The sequence below is a fragment of the Pseudomonas sp. PDM25 genome, from assembly GCF_019219045.1.
Lineage (GTDB): Bacteria > Pseudomonadota > Gammaproteobacteria > Pseudomonadales > Pseudomonadaceae > Aquipseudomonas.
In genome coordinates, this window is sequence record NZ_JAHUWL010000010.1 from 66,441 (window position 1) to 91,476 (window position 25,036).

At 58.5% G+C, this 25,036-nt stretch carries 27 protein-coding genes and 1 pseudogene; 16 read left to right on the forward strand and 12 right to left on the reverse strand.

The genetic code is table 11. The features are described 5' to 3' along the window. Positions 1-44 precede the first annotated feature (44 nt). Both KW848_RS19660 and KW848_RS19665 read right to left on the reverse strand, forming a co-directional pair. Positions 45-1,028 (reverse strand): AEC family transporter, encoded by a 984-nt coding sequence (locus KW848_RS19660; RefSeq protein WP_309140075.1) that lies wholly within the window; start codon positions 1,026-1,028, stop codon positions 45-47. 62 nt (positions 1,029-1,090) lie between these two features. Next, entirely contained in the window at positions 1,091-2,197 is a 1,107-nt protein-coding gene (locus KW848_RS19665) for a mandelate racemase/muconate lactonizing enzyme family protein (RefSeq protein ID WP_111452502.1), read from the reverse strand. A gap of 259 nt (positions 2,198-2,456) precedes the next feature. Here KW848_RS19665 and KW848_RS19670 point away from each other — a divergent pair, with 259 nt between their 5' ends. Further along, positions 2,457-3,191 carry a FadR/GntR family transcriptional regulator gene (locus KW848_RS19670; protein ID WP_218537793.1) on the forward strand — a complete coding sequence of 245 codons (735 nt, stop codon included), beginning with the start codon at positions 2,457-2,459 and terminating at the stop codon, positions 3,189-3,191. Positions 3,192-3,388: 197 nt separating this feature from the next. On the opposite strand, the gene KW848_RS19675 is transcribed toward KW848_RS19670, so the two are convergent. Next, positions 3,389-4,321 (reverse strand): LysR family transcriptional regulator, encoded by a 933-nt coding sequence (locus tag KW848_RS19675; protein ID WP_218537794.1) that lies wholly within the window; start codon positions 4,319-4,321, stop codon positions 3,389-3,391. Between the two features lie 138 nt (positions 4,322-4,459). Here KW848_RS19675 and KW848_RS19680 point away from each other — a divergent pair, with 138 nt between their 5' ends. The 6 genes and pseudogenes from KW848_RS19680 to KW848_RS19705 all read left to right on the forward strand — a co-directional run. Then, a complete protein-coding gene (locus KW848_RS19680) occupies positions 4,460-5,773 on the forward strand; it encodes an MFS transporter (RefSeq protein WP_074877483.1) in 1,314 nt (437 codons plus the stop codon). 62 nt (positions 5,774-5,835) lie between these two features. Continuing rightward, positions 5,836-6,585: a creatininase family protein gene (locus KW848_RS19685; RefSeq protein WP_074877481.1), complete on the forward strand. Its 750-nt coding sequence runs from the start codon at positions 5,836-5,838 to the stop codon at positions 6,583-6,585. Between the two features lie 373 nt (positions 6,586-6,958). Next, positions 6,959-7,789, forward strand: coding sequence for a type 1 glutamine amidotransferase domain-containing protein (locus KW848_RS19690; RefSeq protein WP_218537795.1), 831 nt, complete (start codon positions 6,959-6,961; stop codon positions 7,787-7,789). Between the two features lie 364 nt (positions 7,790-8,153). After that, on the forward strand, positions 8,154-8,732 hold the full coding sequence (locus tag KW848_RS19695) for a hypothetical protein (RefSeq protein WP_218537796.1): 579 nt from the start codon (positions 8,154-8,156) through the stop codon (positions 8,730-8,732). Between the two features lie 49 nt (positions 8,733-8,781). Then, positions 8,782-9,456 (forward strand): MarC family NAAT transporter, encoded by a 675-nt coding sequence (locus KW848_RS19700; RefSeq protein ID WP_192409587.1) that lies wholly within the window; start codon positions 8,782-8,784, stop codon positions 9,454-9,456. A 185-nt stretch (positions 9,457-9,641) separates the two neighbouring features. After that, positions 9,642-9,875: pseudogene (locus KW848_RS19705) on the forward strand (glutamine amidotransferase); the annotation flags it as partial. 83 nt (positions 9,876-9,958) lie between these two features. On the opposite strand, the gene KW848_RS19710 reads toward KW848_RS19705, so the two are convergent. Next, positions 9,959-10,882 (reverse strand): LysR family transcriptional regulator, encoded by a 924-nt coding sequence (locus tag KW848_RS19710; RefSeq protein ID WP_218537797.1) that lies wholly within the window; start codon positions 10,880-10,882, stop codon positions 9,959-9,961. A gap of 138 nt (positions 10,883-11,020) precedes the next feature. Here KW848_RS19710 and KW848_RS19715 point away from each other — a divergent pair, with 138 nt between their 5' ends. Both KW848_RS19715 and KW848_RS19720 read left to right on the forward strand, forming a co-directional pair. Next, positions 11,021-12,076 (forward strand): tartrate dehydrogenase, encoded by a 1,056-nt coding sequence (locus KW848_RS19715; RefSeq protein ID WP_218537798.1) that lies wholly within the window; start codon positions 11,021-11,023, stop codon positions 12,074-12,076. Positions 12,077-12,164: 88 nt separating this feature from the next. Continuing rightward, positions 12,165-13,505, forward strand: a complete 1,341-nt coding sequence (locus KW848_RS19720) for a dicarboxylate/amino acid:cation symporter (protein WP_218537799.1) — start codon at positions 12,165-12,167, stop codon at positions 13,503-13,505. A gap of 40 nt (positions 13,506-13,545) precedes the next feature. Here the strand turns inward: KW848_RS19720 and KW848_RS19725 are convergent, their stop codons facing one another. Then, positions 13,546-14,031, reverse strand: a complete 486-nt coding sequence (locus KW848_RS19725; protein ID WP_111452511.1) for an adenosine-specific kinase — start codon at positions 14,029-14,031, stop codon at positions 13,546-13,548. A gap of 174 nt (positions 14,032-14,205) precedes the next feature. Between KW848_RS19725 and KW848_RS19730 the strand changes: the two genes are divergently transcribed. The 3 genes from KW848_RS19730 (at position 14,206) to KW848_RS19740 (ending at position 16,730) form a co-directional block, all read left to right on the forward strand. Beyond that, entirely contained in the window at positions 14,206-14,406 is a 201-nt protein-coding gene (locus KW848_RS19730) for a YbdD/YjiX family protein (RefSeq protein ID WP_111452512.1), read from the forward strand. Positions 14,407-14,559: 153 nt separating this feature from the next. After that, a complete protein-coding gene (locus KW848_RS19735; RefSeq protein WP_218537800.1) occupies positions 14,560-15,492 on the forward strand; it encodes a GlxA family transcriptional regulator in 933 nt (310 codons plus the stop codon). A gap of 263 nt (positions 15,493-15,755) precedes the next feature. Further along, positions 15,756-16,730, forward strand: a complete 975-nt coding sequence (locus KW848_RS19740; RefSeq protein WP_218537801.1) for a nitrilase-related carbon-nitrogen hydrolase — start codon at positions 15,756-15,758, stop codon at positions 16,728-16,730. Between the two features lie 161 nt (positions 16,731-16,891). On the opposite strand, the gene KW848_RS19745 is transcribed toward KW848_RS19740, so the two are convergent. The 3 genes from KW848_RS19745 to KW848_RS19755 form a co-directional block, all read right to left on the reverse strand. Then, on the reverse strand, positions 16,892-17,590 hold the full coding sequence (locus tag KW848_RS19745; protein ID WP_218537802.1) for a dienelactone hydrolase family protein: 699 nt from the start codon (positions 17,588-17,590) through the stop codon (positions 16,892-16,894). Positions 17,591-17,710: 120 nt separating this feature from the next. After that, positions 17,711-18,226: a DoxX family protein gene (locus KW848_RS19750; RefSeq protein ID WP_008151486.1), complete on the reverse strand. Its 516-nt coding sequence runs from the start codon at positions 18,224-18,226 to the stop codon at positions 17,711-17,713. A 57-nt stretch (positions 18,227-18,283) separates the two neighbouring features. Then, complete coding sequence (locus KW848_RS19755; RefSeq protein WP_008151484.1) at positions 18,284-18,487, reverse strand: hypothetical protein; 204 nt, start codon at positions 18,485-18,487, stop codon at positions 18,284-18,286. A gap of 388 nt (positions 18,488-18,875) precedes the next feature. On the opposite strand from KW848_RS19755, the gene glsB reads away from it, so the two are divergent. From glsB to KW848_RS19770, 3 genes are all read left to right on the forward strand, one after another. Then, entirely contained in the window at positions 18,876-19,784 is a 909-nt protein-coding gene (gene glsB, locus KW848_RS19760) for a glutaminase B (RefSeq protein WP_008151482.1), read from the forward strand. Between the two features lie 185 nt (positions 19,785-19,969). Next, on the forward strand, positions 19,970-21,472 hold the full coding sequence (locus tag KW848_RS19765; protein WP_218537803.1) for an aldehyde dehydrogenase family protein: 1,503 nt from the start codon (positions 19,970-19,972) through the stop codon (positions 21,470-21,472). 167 nt (positions 21,473-21,639) lie between these two features. Further along, on the forward strand, positions 21,640-21,990 hold the full coding sequence (locus KW848_RS19770) for a BON domain-containing protein (RefSeq protein WP_111452520.1): 351 nt from the start codon (positions 21,640-21,642) through the stop codon (positions 21,988-21,990). Positions 21,991-22,055: 65 nt separating this feature from the next. On the opposite strand, the gene KW848_RS19775 is transcribed toward KW848_RS19770, so the two are convergent. Both KW848_RS19775 and cynS read right to left on the reverse strand, forming a co-directional pair. After that, entirely contained in the window at positions 22,056-22,718 is a 663-nt protein-coding gene (locus KW848_RS19775) for a carbonic anhydrase (protein WP_192409576.1), read from the reverse strand. 60 nt (positions 22,719-22,778) lie between these two features. Continuing rightward, a complete protein-coding gene (cynS, locus tag KW848_RS19780) occupies positions 22,779-23,246 on the reverse strand; it encodes a cyanase (protein ID WP_218537804.1) in 468 nt (155 codons plus the stop codon). A gap of 124 nt (positions 23,247-23,370) precedes the next feature. Here cynS and cynR point away from each other — a divergent pair, with 124 nt between their 5' ends. Beyond that, positions 23,371-24,276 (forward strand): transcriptional regulator CynR, encoded by a 906-nt coding sequence (gene cynR / locus KW848_RS19785; protein ID WP_218537805.1) that lies wholly within the window; start codon positions 23,371-23,373, stop codon positions 24,274-24,276. On the opposite strand, the gene KW848_RS19790 is transcribed toward cynR, so the two are convergent. Together KW848_RS19790 and KW848_RS19795 are read right to left on the reverse strand one after the other, a co-directional pair. Beyond that, complete coding sequence (locus KW848_RS19790; protein WP_111452523.1) at positions 24,262-24,564, reverse strand: hypothetical protein; 303 nt, start codon at positions 24,562-24,564, stop codon at positions 24,262-24,264. The two genes, cynR and KW848_RS19790, sit on opposite strands and share 15 nt — an antisense overlap. A 125-nt stretch (positions 24,565-24,689) precedes the next feature. Continuing rightward, complete coding sequence (locus KW848_RS19795) at positions 24,690-25,019, reverse strand: hypothetical protein (protein WP_008151464.1); 330 nt, start codon at positions 25,017-25,019, stop codon at positions 24,690-24,692. Positions 25,020-25,036: the final 17 nt, after the last annotated feature.

A 25,036-nucleotide genomic window follows, 5' to 3' on the forward strand; every position in this document is an offset into this window, starting at 1 on the left:
TGCCGCCGCAGCGATTTCCGCCTGGCGCCTGCGCGAGCCCGCAGTCAAGCAGCGGCAAGCCCGCCATCGATCAGGTAGATCGCAAAGGAGAACGTCACGATCGACAGCACGGTGCTGACCAGAATGGAGGTCGCGGCTTCGCTTTGATAGGCGCCGGTCTGGTTCGCAAACATCGCCGGGATCGTCGCCGATGGAAGGGCGCAAAGCAGGATCATCTGTTGCGCGTACAGGCCATGAGTGCCGAGCAGTACCGTGGCGCTGAACATCAACACTGGGTGAATGAGCAGCTTGAGCCCAAGGTTGCCCCAGACTTCACCGGACATTTTCAGTTTCTCCGACGACATGATCAGTCCCAGGCACAGCAGGGATACGCCGGGCGTGGCTTTGCCGAGAAGGGTGAAAGACTCCGCCGCAAGCGGAGGCAACTTGACCTGCAGCACGGAAAGTAGAATCCCCAGGGCCGGCGTCCACATCAGCGGACGACGTACCGCCCCTGAAAGGCTCGACAAAAACGCCTGGCCGCCACTGGCCTTTCCATCGGCGATGGTGAGCAACATGGTCGTCAGCGGGATCATCACCAGGCTCGCGACCAGGTTCAGTACCAGCACCGAGTAGATGCTGCCCGCGCCGAACATTGCACCCAGGATAGGGATGCCCATGAAGGCGGCGTCTGGATAACCGTTCACGAAGCCCTTGAGCGTTGCCACCTTGAGATCGCGAGTGCTGAACCAGCCGATCGCCAGCGCTATCGTGTACATGCCCATGATGCCGATGAATGTCGCCACGATGAACTTGAAGTCGAAGAGCTGTTCACGGGGCGTGCTCGCCATCCCGACAAAAAGTAACGCCGGGAATATCCAGCCCAGCACCAGGCGGCTGATCAGCAGGCTGTCCGAATGGGTAAGTCGTCCGCGCTTGCCGGCGATGTAACCCAGCGCGATCACAAAGGCGACGGGCAAGATGGGTCCTACGATCCTGTCTAACATGTCATCAATCCTCGTGTTTATTTTTATCAAGAATGTCGTCATGGCTGATCGAGGCCGACACGTCGGCGTCGATCAACGCTGCAATGAGCCAGCGGCTTATGGGGTCAAGGTTTGAAGCGGTAGTCCCGGATGACGTCCTGGTCTGGCTCGATGCCGAGTCCCGGTCCTTGCGGTACGTCGATGCGTCCGTTACGCGGGATGATGGCGTCGCCATAGAGTTGCGCTTCGAGATCGAAGTAACGCCATTCGACCAGTGACTTGGCGCCGCCCAGGGCTGCACTTCCATGCACCGCCGCCAGCAGGCCGGGGCCGTCATAAAAGGCGTGGACCATCACGGTGACGCCATGGGCGTTGGCCAGTGCATAGACTTTTTGCAGTTCGGTGATGCCGCCCATTTTGGCGGGGCTCGGCTGTACGAAATCCACCGCGCCGGCCTCAAGCAGGTGCTGGAAGTCCATGAGCGTCGAGGCATTCTCGCCAGCCGCAACCGGGATGCCGCCGTGCGCGCGCACCCTTGCCAGCCCCGAGTAGTCTTCCGGCGGCCACACCGGTTCTTCGATCCAGCGCAGGTTCAGCGGGCGAAGTTTCTCGGTCATGTCCAGCGCTTCGCGCACCGTCCACGGAGCGTTGACGTCGAGGGTGATTTCCACGCCGGGGCCAGCGGCCTCGCACGCAGCGCGGATGACGTCGATATCCACTTCGTGCAACTTGAGGTGGCGGAAACCGCTGTTGACCGCGCGCTGCACATTGACGCGGATGAGTTCGGGATCTGCATATCGGATCAGGCTTGCATACGCCGCAAGAGACGTGGCCTCACTCCCGCCCAGCAACTGGTAGATCGGTTTTTTGGCGGCTTTGCCCGCGATATCCCACAGCGCGATGTCAATCGCCGAGAGGCCATAGATAAACGCGCCGCTGCGACCGAAAACGTGAAATTTCTTCTGCAGGTCACCCTGTAATTTCTCCCGTCGGGTAACGTCACTGCCAATCAGTTCAGGCGCAAGGATGGTGTCGATCACCACTTTTACCGCAGGGATCGCGGTGAAGCCGAAGGTTTCGCCCCAACCAACGATACCGTCGTCGGTGGTGATCTTGACCACGAGAGAGTCGACCATTTGCAGGTCTTTCGGCCCCCAGACCCCGCCGGCGGACCGGCCACCCGTGGTGAAGGGAATACGAAGCGGAATGGTTTCAATGCTGGCAATTTTCATAGGATTGCGCCTCGAGCGGGTTGCGAAGCTGGCACGGCGATTTTTTTATTCGTCCGTGCCAGGTTGAGGGCAACGTACATAACATCCTGTTGTCCTTCAACAGAACAACTGAGTCGTTTAGTGGATTTCGGTCTGTGTTGTTATTAAGTATTTGTTTTTATTGGTTAATATTATTGATGCGTTTGGCGAATTTCAGTTTCAACTGTGAGGAACAAGTCTTCTGATGTAGATTAAGAAGACAAGTGAGGGGAGAAAAAGAATGAGTGAAATGAATGTGCAACCCGTAACGCGGCGACCTCATCTGGCCGAGCACATCGCCCGCTCGCTGAGCGACGAGATTGCTTCCGGGCGGCTGCGGCCGGGAGACCGTCTGCCCACTGAACAGTTTCTCTCGCAGAACTTCGGCGTCAGCCGCAACGTGGTGCGCGAGGGCATCGCCACGCTGCGGGCGCAGGGGCTGATTCAGTCTCGCCAGGGCGTAGGCGTCTTCGTCTCCGCCGCCTCCCAAGCGTCAGAGCCTTTGGCACCGCAGGCGAGTGCGCCGATGCTGGACGGTGACAACACCATCCGAAATATGTTTGAGGTGCGGGCCGTGCTGGAAAGCCAGGCCGCCGCGCTCACCGCGACGCACATGACTGCGGCCAAGCTGAAAATCATTCAGGCCGCGGTCCTGCGTATGCATTACGAAGGCGAGCCGACCCTGGAAACCGTCAACGCCGACCTCGATTTTCACAGGGCCATTGCGGCAGCGTCGGGCAACGACTACCTCGAGACGATGATTCGCACAGTGCTCGAGCCAATGCGCGCACTGATCACCATGACCTTCGCGCGGCGCGGCCCGGTGTTCAGCAACATTCCGCACGCGGCGCGCGGGGAGCATGAAGAACTCGTGCAGGCTTTTATCGATCGAAATGCGACGGCGGCACGCCAGATCATGGGGGAACATATCGTCAATGCAGCCTCACGATTCGGCTACGAGATCACATTTTTCTGATGGTTTCTGCCGCAAGGGTGTTGTCTCGTTGTTCTACAAGGCAGGCAGGTTGTTCTTTAGTCATGCGAGGCGCTACGAGTTGGCGAACAGTTGGCCGACAAAAGACGTCAACTGTTCGCTGCGGACATAATCAGGCGCATATCGAAAAATCCATCCCGTTCCTTCGGTGATGGACTGAGCCTCAAGTGGGGCTCAGGTCAGGCACTCGACACTCCTGTACCAGACGCAAACATCGGCAAGCGCTGCAACATCCAGTTCAGCAGCTCTTGAGCAGGGGCGGCCAACGGTCGACCGGATTTCACCAACAGTTTTGCTTCAACCCCAAGAAACAACGGATGGTCGATCGTTACCGCCGCCAGGCTGCCGTTGGCGATTTCCCGATAGGCCGCGAATTCGCCGAGCAACGAAGCAAAACCGCCGTCCTCCACCATGCGCTTGAGCGCCGCGAGGGAGTTGCTGACGAGTACCGGGCGGATCTCGATTTTCTCGGCATACTCGAGCATCTTGATCGCATGACCGATACCGAATGTCGTGGGCGTCAGGACCAGTTGGCAGGCGAGGATATCCTCGACGGTTGCTGCCGCGCCTCGCAATGCCAATGGGTGATCCGGGCGAACCAACAGCATCACCGGTTGCGAAAACGTCGCGCGATAGTCGATGTGCGGATGCGGCGGCGGATTGTACGCCAGGCCGATGTGCGCACGGTTTTCGGCGACTTCGTTGAGGACGTCGTCGACGGGCAGGATGTCCAGCCGCACATCAAGCTTGGGGTACTGCTTGCAGAACGGCGCGAGTACGTTGTCGACCAACGCATCGACATAGCCCTCGCTGATGACGACGCGCACATGGCCTTGCTGCAGGCCCTTGATCGCTTGCAACTGATCTTCGAGTTTCTCCTGGTGCGATCGATAGCCGCGCCAGAACTCCAGCAGGTGCGCCGCGGCCTCGGTGGGCTGAACACCACGTGCCTGGCGCTCGAACAGTTTTGCGCCGATTTCCTCTTCTAGCAGCTTGATCTGGCGTGTGATGACCGAGGGCGACGTATTGATGCTGTCGGCCGCGCCACGAATGGATCCGTGCGTCAGCACCTCATGAAAATACCGCAGCCTTTGTTGATTGATTTCGCGCATGCCGGGAACTCTCTCCAGAGATGTAGCGTTGCCTGTAGAGCAACACTACACGAACTTAGTTGCTCTTGCTGGTCCTGAGATGCCGGTGCAACATTCTTGAGGACGAACGCAGACCAACAAGAATAACGGGAGATTCGCATGTCAATTCTTCAGACGCCGGCACGAAGTGATGCCATTTCAGCCCTTTACCGCAAGCTCAACTGGCGGCTGCTGCCACTCCTGTTCATCTGTTATGTATTTGCGTATCTGGACCGGATCAACGTCGGCTTTGCCAAACTGCAGATGCAAAATGACCTTGGGCTTTCCGATGCGGCCTATGGCGCGGGCGCCGGTATTTTCTTTCTGGGGTATGTGTTGTTCGAATTGCCGAGCAACCTGATGCTGCCGAAGGTCGGCGCACGGAAAACCTTCAGCCGTATTCTGGTGTGTTGGGGCATCACCTCGGCCTGCATGTTGTTCGTGCGCAACGTGCCGATGTTTTACGCCATGCGCTTTCTGCTGGGGGTGTTCGAAGCCGGTTTTGCACCGGGCATGATTTATTACCTGTCCTGCTGGTACGGTCCGAAACGTATGGCGCGGGCCATTGCGATCGTGTTTATCGCCGGCCCCATTGGCGGCATTGTAGGCGGCCCACTGTCTGCGTGGTTGATCACCACGTTCGAAGGCGTTGGCGGTCTGGCCGGCTGGCAGTGGATGTTCTTGATTGAAGGCTTGCCGTGTGTCTTCCTTGGTGTGCTGACCTTCTTCATCCTTTCCAATCGACCCGCTGAGGCGCGCTGGCTGAGCCATGAAGAAAAGGCCTTGCTGGCCAGTGAGCTGGGTGAATCGACCGGGCGCGTCCATTCGTTCCGTGCGGTGTTGCGCGACCCGAAAATCTACATTCTCGCCAGCGCCTATTTCTGCATCATCTTCTCGATCTACGCCATGAGTTTCTGGCTGCCGGCAATCCTCAAGGCCCAGGGCGTCAATGACACCATGCAACTGGGTTGGTACGCCGCGATTCCCTATGTCGCCGCCGCTTGCGGCATGTACTGGATAGGGCGCCGGTCGGACCGTGTCGGTGAAAGACGCTATCACTGTGCAGTGCCTGCGGGGATCGGCGCGATCCTGCTGCTGGTGTACCCCTTTGCCGACGGCAACCTGATGGCCGCGCTGGCCCTGCTGACCCTGGCAACCGCCATGATGTTTATGGCCTACACCGTGTTGTGGGCGATGCCCTCTGAACACATCAAGGGCGAGGCGGCGGCGGGTGGCATTGCCTTGATTAATACCATCGGTCTTTCCGGCGGCTTCTGGGGGCCGGCCATGATCGGCTGGGCAAAAACCGCAACCGGCAGCGCGAATCTTGGCATCGTTATCGTGGGTTGCGTATTTTTGTGCGCAGCGTTGGTGATCCTGTCGACCAAGCCGAAAACCCGTGACGGCGCGATTCCGGAATACAGTGCGGGTTGATCTGTTGCCACCCGCGTCCTTTGTCATGTTCCGCAAGGAACCCTTTAAAAGTGAGAACTCAAATGCTTTTACACCTGTCGACCTGGGCCGAGATCGGTCAATTTCTTCAACGTAGCCGCACCATCGTGATCCCTATCGGTTCGAACGAGCAACACGGTCCAACCGGTCTTCTGGGGACCGACTGGATGTGCCCGGAAATCATCGCCGGTGAAGCGCAAAAAAACGCAGACATCTTGATTGCACCGACCTTCAATATCGGCATGGCCCAGCACCATCTTGGGTTCCCTGGAACCATCTCGCTGCGTCCGTCGACCTTTATTGCGGCGATCGGAGATTGGGTGCGTTCGCTGGCCGCTCACGGGTTTGAAAAAATCCTCTTCCTCAATGGCCACGGTGGCAACGTTGCATCGATCGAGGCGGCGTTCTCTGAGCTCTACGCCGAAGCCAGCTTCGCTCGACGCCCAGCAGGGTTCGCGCTGAAGTTGTGCAATTGGTGGGACCTTGAGGGAGTAGGGGAGCTTGCGCGCGAGCAGTTCCCTACGGGGCACGGCGTGCACGCCACGCCGTCCGAGATTGCGGTCACACAATGGGCCTATCCGGATTCGATCAAATCGGCTGAATACTCGCCGCAGATCGCCCCTTGGGGCCCGATCCGCGAAGCGATGGACTTCCGCGCACGCCATCCCGATGGCCGCATGGGCTCGGACCCGGCGCTGGCGACGCCAGAAAAAGGTCGTGAACTGGTGATGTTGGCAGCGCAGAGCCTGGTGCGGGAGCTGGACGCTTTCAGCCGTGAATCAATGCCCGGCTGAACCTGCGGCTTCTCAACTTGGCCAACGCCCGGTAGAACCGGGCGTTGGTGCGTCCTGTTTGAGGGGATTTCATGATTGAACATGACGTTTATGCCCGCTTGAAAGACCTCGGTACTGTTAGAAAAGGGACGGATTATTTTTCTCAAAAGAAGACGGTTGGGTGCAAGGCTCGGTGATCGTTGATGCGGATGGTTATCCGTTGGCTGGGCCGGCGGAGCAGGTCGGGAAGGCGCAAGACAAATCCGCTTCAGTGACGGCACCCCCCCAAATATTGATTACCCAATGTAATAAGTGAAAGTCTGTTAAGGGGCTCTATCGCTGCCTGCTCTAGTAATAAGATGGCTCCGTCAAACCATTCCTACTGGAGAATCGCGTGAAAAAAGCCATTTTTGCCGCCCTGCTAGCCGGCGCCGCTAACTATGCCAACGCCGGCACGGTATTGGTTGTACTGTCGGATCAGGCTCAACTGGACCTGAAAGACGGCAAGGTCATGCAAACAGGTTTCTTCCTGAACGAATTAATGCAACCGGTGCAGACCTTCATCGAGGCGGGTCAAACCGTCGTATTTGCCACCCCTAGCGGCAAGGCGCCAACCGCGGACCAGAAATCCAATGATGTGAGCTTCTGGGGTGGCGATGAAAAGGCCCGTCAGGAAAGTCTCGCGCTACTGGCCACGCTGAAGCTGACCTCGAAGAGCGGCTCGCCGGCAATCAGCTTCGCGCAGGTTCAGAAAATCGGCTACGACAAGTTCGATGCCGTATTCGTGCCTGGCGGCCATATCCCGATGCAGGATCTGCTGAAGGACAAGCAACTGGGCCAACTGCTGACCAACTTCCATGAAAAAGGCAAGGTCACCGGCTTCACCTGCCATGGCACCATAGCCATGTTGTCGACGATCCCGGATGCGCGCGTTTTTGTCTCCGCGCTGGAATCGGGCAAACAGCCGGCAGCGCCAGCCAATTGGATTTACAAGGGCTACAAAGTCACCGCCTTCACCGACGTGGAAGAAGAGCAGGCCAAAGGTTTCCTCGGCGGTGGCCATATGAAACTGTTCCCACAGGATGGCCTGATAGCAGCCGGTGCTAACTTCTCCGAAGCCAAGCCATGGAGCGAGAATGTGATCGAAGACCGCGAAGTCATTTCCGGCCAGAACCCACAGTCGGCCAAGGCAGTCGCCGTGGCCATGCTGGCGAAACTGAAGTAATCCTGGGCGGCGGTTCCGGGCGAGCCGGGCCGTAGGTGCTGGGGGGCGAGCTGCTTTGGCTCCAGCACCACCGTCTACCCCAACACACTGCAAGCTTATGTGTCGGAAGACGACACCCGCACATTACGTCCAGGCCCAAGGGCGGCTTCGTAATGCGGGCTCTGCCGTTTCAATCCGCCGACTTCGGTCCGAAGGGAGGCCATTAGGTTTGCAGATTTGCAATACACAAATGAACGCTAAACTGAGCTGACTGGATTTTGGTGATTGCTACCGAGGTCAATGCGATTCCATCGGCTACGGCAAGTCACCCCAGAAAGCCGTATGCAGGATTCGTAATGTAAACACTCTATGGAAGAGCTCCCCCATGAGACCAATCCGTTCCGTTGCCTGCGCCATTGCCCTCGCTTCACTTCTCTCGACTGCCTGCCTGACCGCACATGCCGCCGATATACCGTTGGGAAGCAGTACGATGGAAGGGCACATTGTTTCCCGTGTATTGGCCGTTGATCCCGCTAACTACCAAGTCACCATCGAAGGTCGCGACAAAAGTCCAGTGCCTATCCAGCTCACCGACCAGGCCAAGAACCTGCACAATTTGAAAGTCGGCGACACGGTCGATATTCATGTGATTCGTTCAGTGGCTTACAGGCTTGATACCGAGGTTGGCGGTGCACCGGGCGTCACCAAGGAATCCATGTCCATCCGTGCCACCAAAGACAATCCCAATCCCGGAGGTGAAGCGGTTCGCCAGGTCAAGGTTACGTCCAAGATCATTCGCATTGACTTGCAACAGCATGAGGTGACTTTGCTTCCGCCGGAGGGAAAAGCAACGGTCCTGAAAGTCGAAGACCCGAAGCTTCAGGAAAGGATGAAGAAGCTCCAGGTGGGTCAGACGATTGACGCCATTTATACCGAAGTCCTGAAGGTCAAAACTTCACGCTAACAACGCTCGCCGACAAACGTGGCCTCGAACAACAGGACTTGAGTTCGACATGACAGATCTGTTCAATGCAATCGGCCTTGGGTTGCTGGCGCTGCTGCCATTGACTAACCCTCCCACGACAGTGGCGCTGTTTCTCGCCTTGAGCAAGGGGCTGAGTCACAAGGAAAAAAAGACACAGGCTTTTCTGACGTCGTTCTATGTCTTTCTGATCATGACGTTGACTTACTACGTAGGCGCGTTTGTTATGGATGCATTTAACATCTCTATACCGGGCTTGCGTATGGCCGGGGGAGGAATTCTCATCATCATGGGCTTGAAGATGCTGTTTCCGCCGCCTCTTCAGCCCTCTGCTTCCAGCAGCGGTGCAAGCGAACAACCGAACTTTGCCTTCATTCCCCTGGCCATGCCCAGTACGGCCGGGCCTGGCACCATTGCGATGATCATCAGTTCCGCCGCCACTATCAAACACAGTACGTTATTTCCTGCCTGGGTCTTATTAACAGCCCCGCCGTTAATTTTCCTGTTTACCGCTCTTATCCTTTGGGTATGCCTGCTTGGCTCAGGAATAATCATGAGAATAATGGGACAGTCAGGCATTGATGCCATATCACGGCTGATGGGTTTCCTGCTGGTATGCATGGGCGCGCAATTCGCCATTAATGGCTCGGTGGAAATCATCCAAACCATCATCGACAGTAATGCTCACCTGTTTCGCCCTCAGTAATTTCGAGAGCCTTTATTGCTCTTCACGAAGGATAGCTCTCGGCAAATCGGTCCGGCTTTCCTAGGACTTGAAATCCCGGCCCCTGACGTATATTTGTTGTCGCCACTGGTTATTGGCACTCATAAAGGATTCTGACTGATGGCACGCGTGGGATTGGTACTGACACCCGGTTTTGCGGACTGGGACTCGACACGGTTCCTCATACTTCAAACAGCGCTGATTTCTTAAAACAGAATGCCGTAGGTTATGAAGGGGGCACGCTCTATCGAAACAGTCCGGTAGCTGTGGTTGCAGACCGCATCATCACTGCTCCAGGCCCTGCACCCGTTAGCTTCACTTGCGCAGTGTTCGAAGGTGCCGGGCTATCTTCGGAAATCATTTCTCAGTTCAGGTCAATGTTGGCTGCGGAACATCGGTGACCGCTTCGTCCTAGAAAACAGCCGATCAGGTGATGTGTTTGAGTGGCACCTGTTGGCCCAAAGCAGTCGCCCACCAACCCTATTCATTCGCGCGTGGATTCCGGTTCTTCCAGATGATCGATGTGCTTGAAACGCTCGACCAGAAAATCAATCAGGCGGCGTACTCGCGCCGACAGGTGCAATTGTTGTGGATACACGGCGTAGACATCGGCGCGGGTGGGGGTCTGATCTTCCAGCACCAGGCGCAAGCGGCCGCTGCGCACGTAACGGGCGATGTCCCATTCGGCCCGCAGCAGAATGCCGTAACCTTCCAGCGCCCAGTTCAGGGCCACTTCACCGTCGTTGCAGCCTAACGCGCCGCGCACTTTGATGTTTTGTGTGCGCCCGCCGTTGGTGAAACTCCACACGCCGTAGGGCGTTTCGTTTTGGCGAAGGAAGATGCAGTTGTGTTGCTGTAAATCCGCCAGGCGTTGGGGCACGCCATGCTGTTCCAGGTACAGGGGCGAGGCGCATAACAGACGGCGATTGGACGCAATCTTGCGGGCATGGAAAGCGGCGTCCGGCAGCGTGCCGAAACGTATACCCAGGTCAAACCCGTGAGTCGTCAGGTCGAGCGGGTGGTCGCTGATTTCCAGCTGTATTTCCACCTCCGGGTACTGCGCGAAGAACGCACCCAGAGCCGGGCCGATGTAGCGCCGACCGAACCCCAGCGAAGCATTGACGCGGATCAAGCCTTTAGGTGTCGCCCGGCTGCTGCTGATCAACTGCTCGACCTCATCGATCTGCGTGAGGATGCGCGCAGCATGGGAAAAATACAGTTCACCTTCCGAGGTCAGGCTCATCGAGCGGGTGGTGCGGTTGACCAGACGTATGCCCAGCCGTGCTTCCAGCGCGGTCAGGCGTTTGCTCACGGCCGGCGGGGTGACGCCCAACTCGCGAGCCGTCGCCGCCAGGCTGCCTTTGTTGGCCAGCAGGTAGAAAAAAGACAAATCCAGGGTTTGGCTCATTGGTAACTCAAATTCATCTATGTAGTGATTTGGAGTAACTCACGCTCATTTGTTCACTACATATACTCCGCTCACACCCTGATTGAACACCCCCGTTCGACAGGCACAACAAGAACGTGACGAGAGTGGAGTTAATAGATGAGCACCTACAAAATTGCTGCAGTTCCAGGTGATGGTATCGGTGTAGAAGTGATCGCTGCGGGTGTCGAGGTGCTGCAAGCCTTGTCGAAGAAATCCGGCTTCGAACTGGATTTCAAACACTTCGACTGGAATTCGGATAACTACCTGAAAAACGGTTACTACATTCCTGAAGGTGGCCTGGAAGAGCTGAAAACCTTCGACGCCATTTTCTTCGGCGCGGTCGGTGCGCTCAACGTGCCGGATCACATTTCGCTGTGGGGTCTGCGCCTGCCGATCTGCCAGGGCTTCGACCAATATGCCAATGTGCGCCCGGCTCGCGTGCTGCCAGGGGTTAAAAGCCCGCTGCTCAATGGCGATCAAATCGACTGGGTGGTGGTGCGTGAAAACTCCGAGGGCGAGTACTCCGGCAACGGGGGGCGTGTCCACCGGGGCCTGCCTGAAGAAGTCGCCACCGAAGTGTCGGTGTTCACTCGGGCCGGGGTCGAGCGCATTCACCGTTTTGCTTTCGAACTGGCGCAAAGCCGTTCACGCAAACACCTGACCCTGGTCACCAAATCCAACGCCCAGCGTCACGGCATGGTGCTGTGGGACGAGATCTTCTATGAAGTCGCCAAGGATTTCCCGGACGTCAAAATCGACAAGGAACTGGTCGACGCCGTGACCACGCGCATGGTGCTCAAACCGTCGACGCTGGACGTGATCGTCGCCACCAACCTGCACGCCGACATCCTGTCCGATCTGGCCGCCGCGTTGTCCGGCAGCCTGGGCATCGCGCCGACTGCCAATCTGAACCCCTCGCGCAAATTCCCCTCGATGTTCGAGCCGATCCACGGCTCGGCCTTCGACATCACCGGCAAAGGCGTGGCTAACCCAATCGCAACGTTCTGGACGGCGGCGATGATGCTCGAACACCTGGGCGAAGCAGCCGCGGCGAAGCACCTGATGTCGGCTATCGAGGCGGTGACCGAGAGCGGTCTGCACACCCCGGATCTGGGCGGCACGGCCACCACCCGCCAGATCACGGATGCGGTCATCGAGTTGATCAAACGCTGATTCAAGCGGCGGCACAACGCCAAGGGGCTGATCACCGATCAGAGCCCCTTGGCATTTCCTGACAACAATAAAAAATCAGGGCCCTGTCATGAAAAGAATATTCGGCAAACTTTACGTACAAGTGCTCATCGCCGTGATCCTCGGCGCCATCGTCGGGGTATTGGTGCCCGAAACCGGAACAGCGCTCAAACCCTTGGGCGACGCGTTCATCAAACTGATCAAAATGCTCCTCGCCCCGGTGATCTTCCTGACGGTGGTCACGGGCATTGCGCGCATGGAGAACATGAAAGAGCTGGGTCGCGTCGGCTTTCGGGCGCTGATCTATTTCGAAGTGGTGTCCACCCTGGCACTGGTCGTCGGCCTGGTGGTGGTCGACGTGTTCAAACCCGGTGCCGGCATGAACATCGATGTCGCCTCGCTGGATACGTCCAGCCTGGCTACCTACACCAGCGCCGTGAAGCATGCGTCGTTCATGGACTTTGTGATGAACATCATCCCCGACACCATCGTGGATGCCTTCGCCAAGGGCAACGTGCTGCAAATATTGCTGTTCTCCATTCTGCTGGGCATTGCCCTGGCGCATGTAGGGCCTCGTGCCAAGGCGTTCGTCGACACGCTGGACAGCCTGATGCAGGGCATGTTTCGCATCGTCAACATGGTCATGCGTCTGGCACCCATCGGCGCCTTCGGGGCGATTGCCTTCACCATCGGCAAATACGGCTTTGGCTCGCTGTTCTCACTCGGCAAGCTGATGGCCTGTGTCTACCTGACCTGTGCGGTGTTCGTGATTTTTGTACTGGGCCCGATCTGCCGTTACAGCGGATTCAGCCTGTGGAAGTTTTTGAAATTCATCAAGGAAGAACTGTTCACCGTCCTCGGCACCAGCTCTTCGGAGTCGGTGCTGCCGCAGATGATTTCCAAGATGGAAAAGGCTGGTGTTTCCAAGCCTGTCGCCGGCCTGATCATTCCTTCGGGCCTGACCTTCAACCCGGACGGACAGGCGATCTACTACACCATCGCCGCGATCTTCATCGCGCAGGCCACGAACACGCCGCTGACCCTGACGGATCAGTTGATCGTCCTGGCCGTGCTGATGTTTACCTCCAAGGGCTCTGCCGGGGTCACCGGCTCGGGATTCATCATTCTGGCGGCGACCTTATCGTCCCTTGGCACCATTCCGGTGGCGGGCATGGTGCTGCTGTTGGGCGTGGACCGGTTCATGTCGGAAGCGCGTGCAATCACCAACACCATCGGCAATGGCGTCGGGACAATGGCCATTGCCAAATGGGTCGGGGCGCTGGACACCGTGAAAATGCACAAGGCGTTGAACGGTGAGGTCGAAGGGGAGAAGCCCGCAGAGGTTATCGCTGCTCCTTCGGCGTTGGGCGCTCGCGTGCTGCCAGGCCGCCAAAAAGCCTCTCAGGCGTGAGGTGTGAGGCGCTGAACGTGATGCTCAGCGCCTGCTTTGCTCAAAGTTTGTAGCCGATCTGCCGCAACAGGTTCTTGCGCCACAGGATGTCTTCCTCGCCTTCAATGCCACGGGCACAGAAGCCATCCACCACGCCCAGAATCGCTCGCCCTTGGTCCGTCTCGGCCAGAATCACTTCAGTCGGGTTGGCCGTTGCACAAAAGATGCGGCACACCTCTGGAACCATTTTGACGGCGTTCAACACGTTTACGGGATAGAAGCCATCGGCGAGAAAAATGATGAAGCTATGGCCTGCGCCGATGGCTTGGGCATTGCTCCGGGCCAGGTCGATCATGGCGGCATCGGTGCCAGACCAGCGCACCAGGCAGTTGCCGGAAGCTTCGCAAAAGGCCACGCCAAAGCGGATACCTGGCACGGCATTGACCATCGCTTCGTGGATGTCCTCGACGGACTTGATGAAGTGGGTCTGACCGAAAATGAAGTTGGTCGCTTCCGGTTTGTCGATTTTCAACGTGATGAGTTGCATCTCGAACGCCTCCTTTCACGATGTCGTTACTCTTCAGCCTAGCGTGAGAACGAGCCGGGCGTTGAGCGTCACCGCTGTTGATACTTGAAAATACAAATGGCCCCGGTGCTGACACAGTGCAGATACATCAGTGCGCTTTCATGGGCCAATCCCACACGCACAGAGAGAATTGCCATGTACCGCAAACTGCAGCATGTCGCGAAGTTCTTCAGCCAGAGCGCGCGTTTAATGGTTGGCGTACCCGATTACGATAACTACGTTGCGCAAATGGCGCTCAATCATCCCGGCGAACCGGTCATGAGCTATTCGGCGTTTTTCCGCGAGCGTCAGGAGGCCCGTTTCGGCCGTGGCAAATGCAATACCCGTTGCTGCTAGAACTCGCATCGTTCAACCCATCGAGATTGGCCGAGCCGCCGATACCGGTCAGCGTCAGTACCCTAAAGCGTGCAATGACGATCATCTTGCGATGCAACGTCAGTGGCTGTTAAATCAGGCATACCACTTTTAAGGTCAGAAGAGCCAACTGCCATGCACGCCATCGGACTCATCGTTTACCCCGGGTTTCAGGTGTTGGGCCTGGCCATGTGCGCCACGTTCGAGTTGGCCAACATGGCCACCGCCGAACCGGCGTACGACATTGCCTTGCTGTCCGAGCACGGCGGTACGGTGCAGACCTCCGCCGGGTTTGGCGTGGAAACCACGGCGTTCGACCAGCGCTCGTTCGATACGCTGTTGGTGATGGGCGACAACCTGATCCGTCCAGTATCGCCGGGCATGGTGGCGTTTTTGCGCAACGCCAGCCGGACCACCCGGCGTCTGGGCTCGATCTGCAGCGGCGCCATTGCGCTGGCCGAGGCCGGTTTGTTGGATGGTCGACGGGCGACCACGCACTGGTGCCATGCACCGGCGCTGCAGAAGGCGTACCCGAAGGTGAAGGTCGAGGAAGACCGGATCTTCATCAACGACGGCAACATCTGGACGGCCGCGGGCATGAGCGCTTGTGTCGATCTGGCGTTGGCGCTGGTGGAAAAGGATCTGGGCGCGGAAGTGGCGCGGCGGGTGGCCCGGCAATTGGTGGTGTACCACCGACGCGCGGGAGGGCAGTCGCAGTTTTCGGTGATGCTCGAACTGGAGCCCAAGACCGACCGCATCCAGGCCGCGTTGACCTATGCCAAACAGAACCTGAAGTCCGCGCTGTCAGTCGAGGAACTGGCCAGCGCCGCCAACCTCAGCCCTCGGCAATTCAGCCGTGTGTTCCATGCCGAAACCGGGCAATCACCGGCCAAGGCCATCGAAAACCTGCGGGTGGAGGCGGCGCGTCTGATGATGGAAACCGGTCGGCACCCCATCGACGTGGTGGCGACCGATACCGGTTTTGGCGATCGGGAGCGGATGCGTCGGGCGTTTATCCGCGCTTTTGGGCAGCCACCGCAGGTCATTCAACGCGCCAATCGCGGATGATGCCAGTCAGTCAAACGTGACACCGAACCTGTGGCGAGGGAGCTTGCTCCCGCTGGGTCGCGAAGCGACCCCCTTACCCCAAAAAAGAAGGGGACTGCTGCGCAGTCCAGCGGGAGCAAGCTCCCTCGCCACAGGTTACTCATCAATCGTCGCAGCAGATTTTCATGATGTCCTAAAAGGTGGTGTATTCGACATTTCGGTCTAAATATTATTGGCGTAATTTTGATCTCGAAGTAGTCCATTCCCTCAATGAGATCACCGCCATGACCCTCGTAAAAGCCGCCGCCGTACAAATCAGCCCCGTTCTTTATAGCCGTGAAGGCACCGTCGACAAAGTGGTGCAGAAAATTCTCGAGCTCGGCGAGCAGGGCGTGCAGTTCGCCGTGTTCCCGGAAACCATCGTGCCTTATTACCCGTACTTCTCGTTCGTTCAGTCGCCTTTCGAAATGGCGGCCGAACACCTCAAACTGCTGGATCAGGCCGTCACTGTCCCTTCGGCTGCCACCGAGGCTATCGGCGCCGCCGCCAGACAGGCCGGCATGGTGGTTTCAATCGGCGTCAACGAACGTGACGGCGGTACGCTGTACAACACGCAGTTGTTGTTCGATGCCGACGGCACCCTGATTCAGCGTCGGCGCAAGATTTCCCCGACCTATCACGAACGCATGATCTGGGGCATGGGCGACGGCTCCGGCCTGCGTGCCACCGACAGCGCAGTAGGGCGCATCGGCCAATTGGCGTGCTGGGAACATTACAACCCGCTGGCCCGTTATGCCTTGATGGCCGATGGCGAACAGATCCATGCGGCGATGTATCCAGGATCGTTTGCTGGGCCTTTGTTCGCTTCACAAATGGAAGTCAGCATCCGCCAGCATGCATTGGAGGCGGCCTGCTTCGTGGTCAACTCCACCGCTTGGCTGAACCCTGAACAACAGGCGCAAATCATGGCCGACACCGGTTGCCCCATCGGCCCGATTTCCGGTGGCTGCTTTACCGCGATCATCAGCCCGGACGGCGTGGTGCTGGGCTCGCTGACCGAAGGTGAAGGCGAGGTGATCGTCGACCTCGACATGAGCCTGATCGATAGGCGCAAACGCATGATGGATTCGCGCGGTCACTACAGCCGTCCGGAACTGTTGAGCCTGCTGATAGATCGCACACCGACGAGCCATGTGCATGAACGCAGTGCTCATCCGAAGTTGATGGTGAACGAGGTGGTAGAAGAAACCAGTCGTTGAGCGGCTGAGACCGTGTCGACGCCATCGCGGGCAAGCCATGCTCCTACATTGGAATGCATTTCCCTGTAGGAGCATGGCTTGCCCGCGATGGGGCCATCACAGACACCAAAAAAAGGGGACTTCCACCGGATCGATGGAAGTCCCCTTTTACTCGTCTGGCCTTACAGTTCCTGACCCAAAAAGATCAGTGTATTGCCATGGGCTTCAGCCGCTGCGCGTTGGTTGTAGCTGTCGCGATGCGAGCAGTTGAAGCCATGTTCGGCCTCTGGGTACACGACAATTTCCACGTTATCGTTGGTATCGAAGCGCTCGGCGATTTTCTCCACGGCTTCCAGTGGGATGTGGCTGTCCTGTTCACCGAAGTGCATCAGCAGCGGCACTTCGATTTCATCGGCGCGGTCCAGATGATTCTGGATGCCGCCGCCGTAATAGGCGATGGCCACGTCCACCAGCCCATTGGCGGCGGTGTGGTACGAGAGCAGACCACCGAAGCAGTAACCAATCGAAGCGATCCCGCCGTCCAGACCCGGCTGGGCTTTCAAGGCGTCGATGGCCAGTTCGATGTCGGCCTGTGCCTTGCCGACATCGGTGGCGTTCATCAACTCGACGGCGCGTTTCCAGCCGGCCTCGTCGTAACCCAATTCGATGCGGTGGCCGCTGCGCCAGAACAGGTCCGGTGCAATCACCAGGTAACCGTCGGCAGCGTATTGTTCGGCGACCGAGCGGATGTGTTCATTCACGCCGAAAATTTCCTGGATCAACACGATCCCCGGGCCTTTACGGGTGTGCGGAATCGCCAGGTAAGCGCCGAATTTACCGTCGGCGCTGTCAATTTCGATCCATTGGGTGGTCACGCTCATGGTGGCTCCTGTCTACACAAGTGAGTGGGGTGAAGGATACTTGGGGTGTGTGGTGTTGAAGCTTGGCATCGCCTGCATACGTTTCCATCATTCGGCGAAACCGTCCACTGCAAATACCCTTCAGCGGTTATCGCGACGCCAGAAGACTCGAGCCAGCAGCGCATCGAGGCTGAGCTTGCCGGCACCCGAGAGCAACAGCGGCATAAAGGCCGCGAGGTAGATCAGCGGCAGTTTGAAGTTGCCGTGCCCCTTGTTGCTGATGGCGTAACCCTGAGCAAGCTCACTCAATGTAGACCAATCGGCCGGCCAGTGAACGGCGGCAGTCGCGACGACCGTGACCACGATCAAAATGATTGCCGAGATCCGTGTCCCCAGGCCGACCAGTATGGCCAGGGCGCAGATCAGTTCGGCCCACATCGACAGTTCCCAGTTCAGCGTGGCCGGCACGTGGTTGAAGGGGAACGGGAAGCTGTCCTGAATATCGGCGAACCAGTTTTCGCCATTGAATTTTTCCAGGCCTGATTCGAAGAACTCCCACGCGAGGAACACCCGCAGGGTCAGCGGCGCAATCCAGCTACCGGCACGGTCGAGGTTCAGGTGCAGGCCTTTCACGGCCGATGAGAGTGAGGTGGTCATGGGCTTGATCTCCGTTCAGTCAGGGAGGAGGGGCACAGCGGTGCCCCATGCAAAGGGTTACTCGCTGGCGCCGCACTTGCCTTCGCCACATTTACCTTCCGCCGGTTTTTCTGCCGAATCGGCCTGGACCTGGCTGTAGCCGTGGGCCAGTTGTTTCATGCTGAACGCCTCGGACTCAGAGGCAGAAGCCACGTTGGACAGGGCCAGGCCGCCAGCGATGATCAGGCCGAGGGTCAAGGAAGAGGTCGAGAGCTTGAACATGGTGATACTCCGTAGCATTGAGTGAGTTGAGCGCTTTGATCGGCGTGGCCAATCGACAGGCACAGTTCATCAAGCAGGTGTATCTGCGATGTGTCTTTGGTGTGGGGTTTTAGGGGTGGGGTGTGTCGGGAGGCGCGTTGTACACACTGTGATACGTAACCCACTGATCTCTTGTGGGAGCGGGCTTGCTCGCGATAGCGGTGTGTCATTTAAAAATGATGTTGGCTGACACACCGCCTTCGCGAGCAAGCCCGCTCCCACAGGGGATCAGTGGGGTATTGGAGATTGGGTTTATCCAATGCCACGGAAAACTGTGATCCGGCCTCGACCGCTGGCGTCTAGCGTCTGTGTCCCCGCAATCCTATGGGGCGAGACTTCGGAACCCGGCATGCAAGCGCTGTTGAACGAGATCCTTGACGCAGTTCGTCCCCTGATCGGCCAGGGCAAGGTGGCTGACTACATTCCCGCCCTCGGTACGGTGCCGGCCGATCAGTTGGGCATCGCGGTGTATGGCAATGACGGCGAGCTGTATTGCGCCGGCGATGCCCATACGCTGTTCTCGGTGCAGAGTATTTCCAAGGTGTTCAGCCTGGTGCAGGCCATCGAGCACTCCGGTGAAGCCATTTGGCAGCGCCTGGGTCACGAGCCTTCCGGCCAACCGTTCAATTCGCTGGTGCAACTGGAATTCGAGCGCGGGCGCCCGCGCAATCCCTTCATCAACGCCGGTGCGCTGGTGATCTGCGACATCAATCAGTCACGCTTTGCCGCGCCGGCACTGTCGATGCGCGATTTTGTCCGTCGACTGTCCGGTAACCCGCAAGTCATGGTGGATGGCAAGGTGGCCGAGTCCGAATACCAGCACCGCGCGCGCAACGCTGCGATGGCTTATCTGATGCAGTCGTTCGGCAATTTCCACAACGACGTCGAAGCGGTGCTGCGCAGTTACTTCAGCCATTGCGCGCTACGCATGAGCTGCGTGGATCTGGCGCGGGCGTTCTGTTTTCTGGCCAATGACGGCTTCTGCAAGCACAGCGGCGAACAGATCCTCACCGCCCGCCAGACCCAGCAAGTCAACTCGATCATGGCCACCAGCGGCCTCTACGATGAAGCCGGCAACTTTGCCTATCGCGTCGGTTTGCCCGGCAAGAGCGGCGTGGGCGGGGGGATTGTCGCGGTGGTGCCGGGGCAATTCACGGTGTGCGTCTGGTCGCCGGAGTTGAACACCGCCGGCAACTCCCTCGCGGGCATGGCCGCGCTGGAGTTGCTGAGTCAGCGGATTGGCTGGTCGGTGTTCTAGGCACGGTACCGCGGCTCATGACGGCCACCCTGGAAAACAGGAAACGCTGATGCACCTTTTTCAGCGTAGGAGGGCCGGGTGCAGGGCCGCCGGGTTTTCGATCACCGGTCAGGCGTGCGGTTAATGACGCTCCAGGGATTTTCCTATACATTTTCCGGCCGCCCCCTGCATGGTGAAACCGCTTCATGTCTCTTGCGCTCGAACGTCTAGTCGCTGGCACGCCGATCCCTTTCGCTGGTAACCGCGTCACTGTGGTCAGCCCCGAATTGGCCGCGCGTTTTCAGCCCGGGGACCATTTGCTGGTGGAGCAGGTCAGCGGCGAATTGTTGCTGATCCCGGTGGCTGACCAGCAAGCGGCGGCCATTGCAATCGAGCGTGCCGATGCGGCCTTCAGCGCACTGTCCGCGGTCTCCGATCAAGCCATCAGCGAGTTCTTCGATCGCTTCGCCCAACGCCTGGAAAACCCTGACTGCTGGGCCTTGATCGAGGCCGCCAACCTGGCCGACATCGAGCGGGCCAAGGCCCGTGGACGCTCCACCACACGGCTTCTGGCGGATGAACGCATGCGCCGCGACATGATCGCCGGCCTCAGGGCCTGGCGCGATGCGTCCGCCACGCGTGGCAAAGTGGTCAGTTGCGTCGAGCATGACGGCTGGAAAGTCGAGCAAGTGGTCTCGCCCCTGGGCATCGTCGCGTTCGTCTTCGAAGGCCGGCCGAACGTCTTTGCCGACGCCGCCGGTGTGTTGCGCACGGGTAACACGGCGGTGCTGCGCATTGGCAGCGATGCGTTGGGCACCGCGCAAGCCATCGTCGCCCATGCGCTGAATCCGGCACTGAGCGATGCCGGGTTGCCGACCGGCGCGGTGTCGCTGGTGGAAAGCGTCAATCACGCCGCCGGCTGGGCGATGTTCGCCGACCGACGCCTGTCGCTGGCGGTGGCCCGTGGTTCGGGTCGCGCCGTCAGTCAATTGGGCAGCATCGCCCAACAGGCCGGCACCGCCGTCAGCCTGCACGGCACCGGGGGTGCCTGGCTGATCGCCGACAAAGACGCCAATGCCCAGCGCTTTACCGCTGTAGTGCGCAACTCCCTGGATCGCAAAGTCTGCAACACGATGAACGTCTGCCTGATTCACCGTGACCGTGTCGCAGAACTGCTGCCGCTGTTCCTCGACGCGTTGCAACAGGCCGGCACCGCACGCGGGCAGGGCTGCAAATTGCACATCGTCGAGGGTAGCGAGTCGTACTTGCCGACCGATTGGCAGACCGCCAGCGTTGAGGTGTACCGCGCCGAAGGCTATCAAACCGAAGCGTTGGCCGAACCGCTGCCCGAGGATCAGTTGGGCCGCGAGTGGGAATGGGAAGAAACCCCGGAAGTCAGCCTGAAGATCGTCGATGACCTGGACAGCGCCATCGCGTTGTTCAATCGCTACAGCCCGCAGTTCACCGTGTCGCTGATCAGTGAAGATGCCGCGGCTCAGGAACGCTTCTACAGCGCCGTCAACGCACCTTTTGTCGGTAACGGGATTACCCGCTGGGTCGACGGACAGTACGCGCTGAACAAGCCGGAACTGGGGCTTTCGAACTGGGAGAGCGGTCGCCTGTTTGCACGCAGCGCGATTCTCTCGGGAGATGGGGTGTTCACGATCCGCAGTCGCATGACCCAGACGGATCTGTCGGTCAAACGCTGATCCAGCACCACGACCCCGGTCAACAGCCGCACTATACTTAATGTGCGTCCGTAGGGGCGTGGCGAGCACTCCAAAACGAATCAGATGTCCATAACGCTCGTCTGAGCATCAAGGCTGCACAGCCAATGGACGGGCAGTGCATCTGATGACGGAGAGAGGGTTACATCATGAAACTTCATTCCTTCCAACAATACTCTCATGATCTGGAAAGGGGCGTTCACGACACGTGGATTACCGCCAGGGTGAAGTCAGCCCTGGCAATGGCCGAACCCAGCCTTGGCCTGCAAATCCATGTCAAAACCCATGGGGGCACGGTGGCATTGAGCGGTCGCGTCAACACCCATAAACAGTGTGAGCAGGCTGTTGCTCTGACCCGTTCGGTTCAGGGGGTCGTCGATGTCGATGCCAGAGACTTGCTGACTCACGTGTTCAGGCCAGGCAGTATTCCAGAACCACCCAATGCGGAAGAGGCCCCTGAGCGTCGGCCACCATCGTCAACCAGGATCGACGATAAATAACCCGGTCGATCGTGTCAGTGCAGCGCTCCCGTGAGCTGGGAGCGCTGCGTCGATGGATACACACTTCAGGCTGCTGCTTCTATGGATCGGGCTTGAAGGGCGCAGGTGTCCGGATACTCGGCGAGCGCCACAAAACGGTGGCTGTTGGCGTCCAGGGCGTCGACCGAACCGGTCTCGATGTCGTAAACCCAACCATGCAAATTCAACAGGCCTTTCTCCTGAGCCAGGCGCACGCTTGGATGCGTCTGGATGTTGGCCAGTTGCGCGATGACATTCTCCCGAACCATTGAACTCACCTTCGCCGCTTCATTGGCGTGAGGGCGGGATTCGTTGATGACTTTCGCTGACTCGGCGTGTTGCAACCAGCCGCTGACGGCGGGCAGGTGGTCCATGCATGTGCATTTGGCGACGGCGGTCATGGCGCCGCAGTCCGAGTGCCCGCAGATCACAATGTCGGTGACGCCGAGCACCGCGACCGCATATTCGACCGTGGCCGACACACCTCCGGGGTGAGGGCTGTAGGAGGGCACGATGTTGCCGGCGTTGCGGATCACAAACAGTTCACCGGGTTCCTGTTGGGTCAGCAGCTCCGGCACGACACGGCTGTCGGAACAGGTGATGAACAGCGTGCCCGGATGCTGGGTAGTGGCCAGGTGTTTGAACAGGTCGGTCCGTTGCGGAAAGGCGTCTTTCTGGAACTTCAAAAAACCTTCGATGAGCGCTTTCATTGCGATGTCCTCATGGGTGAGTCGGGTTTGGCCCGCACATCCGTGCGGGCCGGTATTCACTTAAAAAGGACGCAGTGGCAGGAACTTGCCGTCGAGGGTAATCACCGCGCGGGAGCCGCCTTCCGGGTCTTCGACTTTCTTCATGTCGAGCTTGAAGTTGATCGCACTGATGATGCCGTCGCCGAATTGCTCATGAACCAAGGCTTTCAGGGTGGTGCCGTAAATCTGGATCATTTCGTAGAAGCGATAGATGGTCGGGTCGGTTGGGACACCCGAGAGGCTGCCGCGCAGCGGAATGATCTGCAGGCGGGCCACGGAGTCGGCGTCCAGGTCCAGTTTTTCGCCAATCACCTTGGCAGCGCTTTCCGGCAGCGGGTGCTGACCGAGCAGGGCGGCAGTGACGTAGGCCAGGCCGAGGCCGGTGCCGTCGGTCAGATCCTGCCAGGACAGGTTTTTGCGCGTTTTTGCATCGAGGATCGACGTGGTCAGGGCCAGGCTTGGGTCGTTGTAGGCGTGGGACTGTTGCATGGTGATTCTCCTGTCGGGAGTGATGTTGCTTGGGTGTGGAGCCATCTTCTGCCGATCGATCCATAGCGTCCAAGACCGATATACAATGCAGCGCATAAGCACAGCCTATAGATGGTGATTCCCCATGCTGCTCCGACATTTGCGCTATTTGCTGGCGGTCGCCGACCATGGCGGTTTCACTCGCGCCGCCGAGGCGCTTCACGTTTCGCAGCCGACCCTGTCCCAACAGATCCGGCAACTGGAAGAAACCCTGGGGGTCAGCCTGTTCGACCGAACCTCGCGCACGGTCAAACCCACCGATGCGGGAGAGGCCTACATCGAATGCGCTCGTCGGGTGCTGGTGGAACTGGAGGCGGGTAAACGTGCACTGCATGACGTGAAGGACTTGTCCCGCGGCACCTTGCGGCTGGCCATGACCCCAACGTTCATGGCGTACCTGGTGGGGCCTCTGGTGCGCGATTACGTGGCGCGGTATCCGAACATCCATCTACAGATTTTTGAGCTGTCAATGGATGACATCGAGGCTGGGCTATTAGATGACTCACTGGACATCGCCATCGCGTTTACCCAGGTCAGAAATGCCGACATCGAGTCGATCCCGGCGTTTATCGAGACCTTGGGCATCATGGTGGGGCGCGATCACCCGTTATACGAAAGCCAGGTCGCATTGTCCGCGCAAGAGGTCGCGCAACTGGAGTTTGCGCTGCTGGCCCCGGACTTCGTGACCCGCACCCGCATTGATGAGTACTTTGCCCAGGAGCAGATCACGCCGAAAGTGGTGATCGAGGTCAACTCGGTGAGCACCTTGCTGGAAGTCATTCGGCACACGGCCATCGCCACCATCCTTCCGGAGCCCATTGCCACCGAGGACCGGGCGTTGCGCAAAATCCCGTTATTGGGGGAGGCGCCCAAAAGAGGAGCCGCGCTGCTTCGACGCAAAAACAACTATCACAGTGCAGCGTCGGTGGCGTTTATGGAGCTGGTGTTGGGGGCGGCTGCGGGTGAGTCGACGACCTCAGTCCTCTACTAATTGGCAGACACCATTGGGCGCCTTGCCCGTGGAGGACACCGTGACCGAGTCGTCATCGGAGAGGAGGATCGAGATGACGACGCCAGAACCCCTGGCTTCGAATCGGCGATCGTCGATGGCTTTGGTCTCGGCTTCCTTGCTGTTGATCAACACCGGGCCGTCCTGATCCGCGTGGACGATGATTTTGCCGGGGCAGTCCGCATCGAACAACGGCACGCCAGTGATGCTGTTTGCATGGGCAGCACTGGCCATTACGAGTAACAGCAAGCCTGTCAGTTGTATGTTCATCACAAACCTCCAATGATCCAGTGCACACGGTTAACGATAGCGTTGTTTGGTGCGCACGAGACAAACAAAAAAGGCCCCGCTCGATATGACGAGCGGGGCCTTTTTATGGATGGGGTGTAGAGGTATCAGTAGAACCGGTCAATCACCCGAACTTCGTTCTGGTTCTGCATCGAGGCCCACGCCTGTTTCAGCGTTTGCAGAACATGACCGATGAAGTCCTTGTCGGCCGCGGCTTTCTTGCCGACATAGCCTTGGCCGCGACGGTACATCTTCAGTCGGGCGAGCAGGTTCTGGTTGTTCTTGTCGAACTCCGCTTCATGGGCGTGAGGCGACAGGCAGTCGATATGCACCTGGCCCGACTTGCTGATCCACAGAATATGGCTGTCATGGCTGTCTTTTTGCGCAGCGAACAAATGAGCCAGTTCATCGATAGTGGGTTGATTGTTCAGATTCATAGTAAGCCCCTTGACCA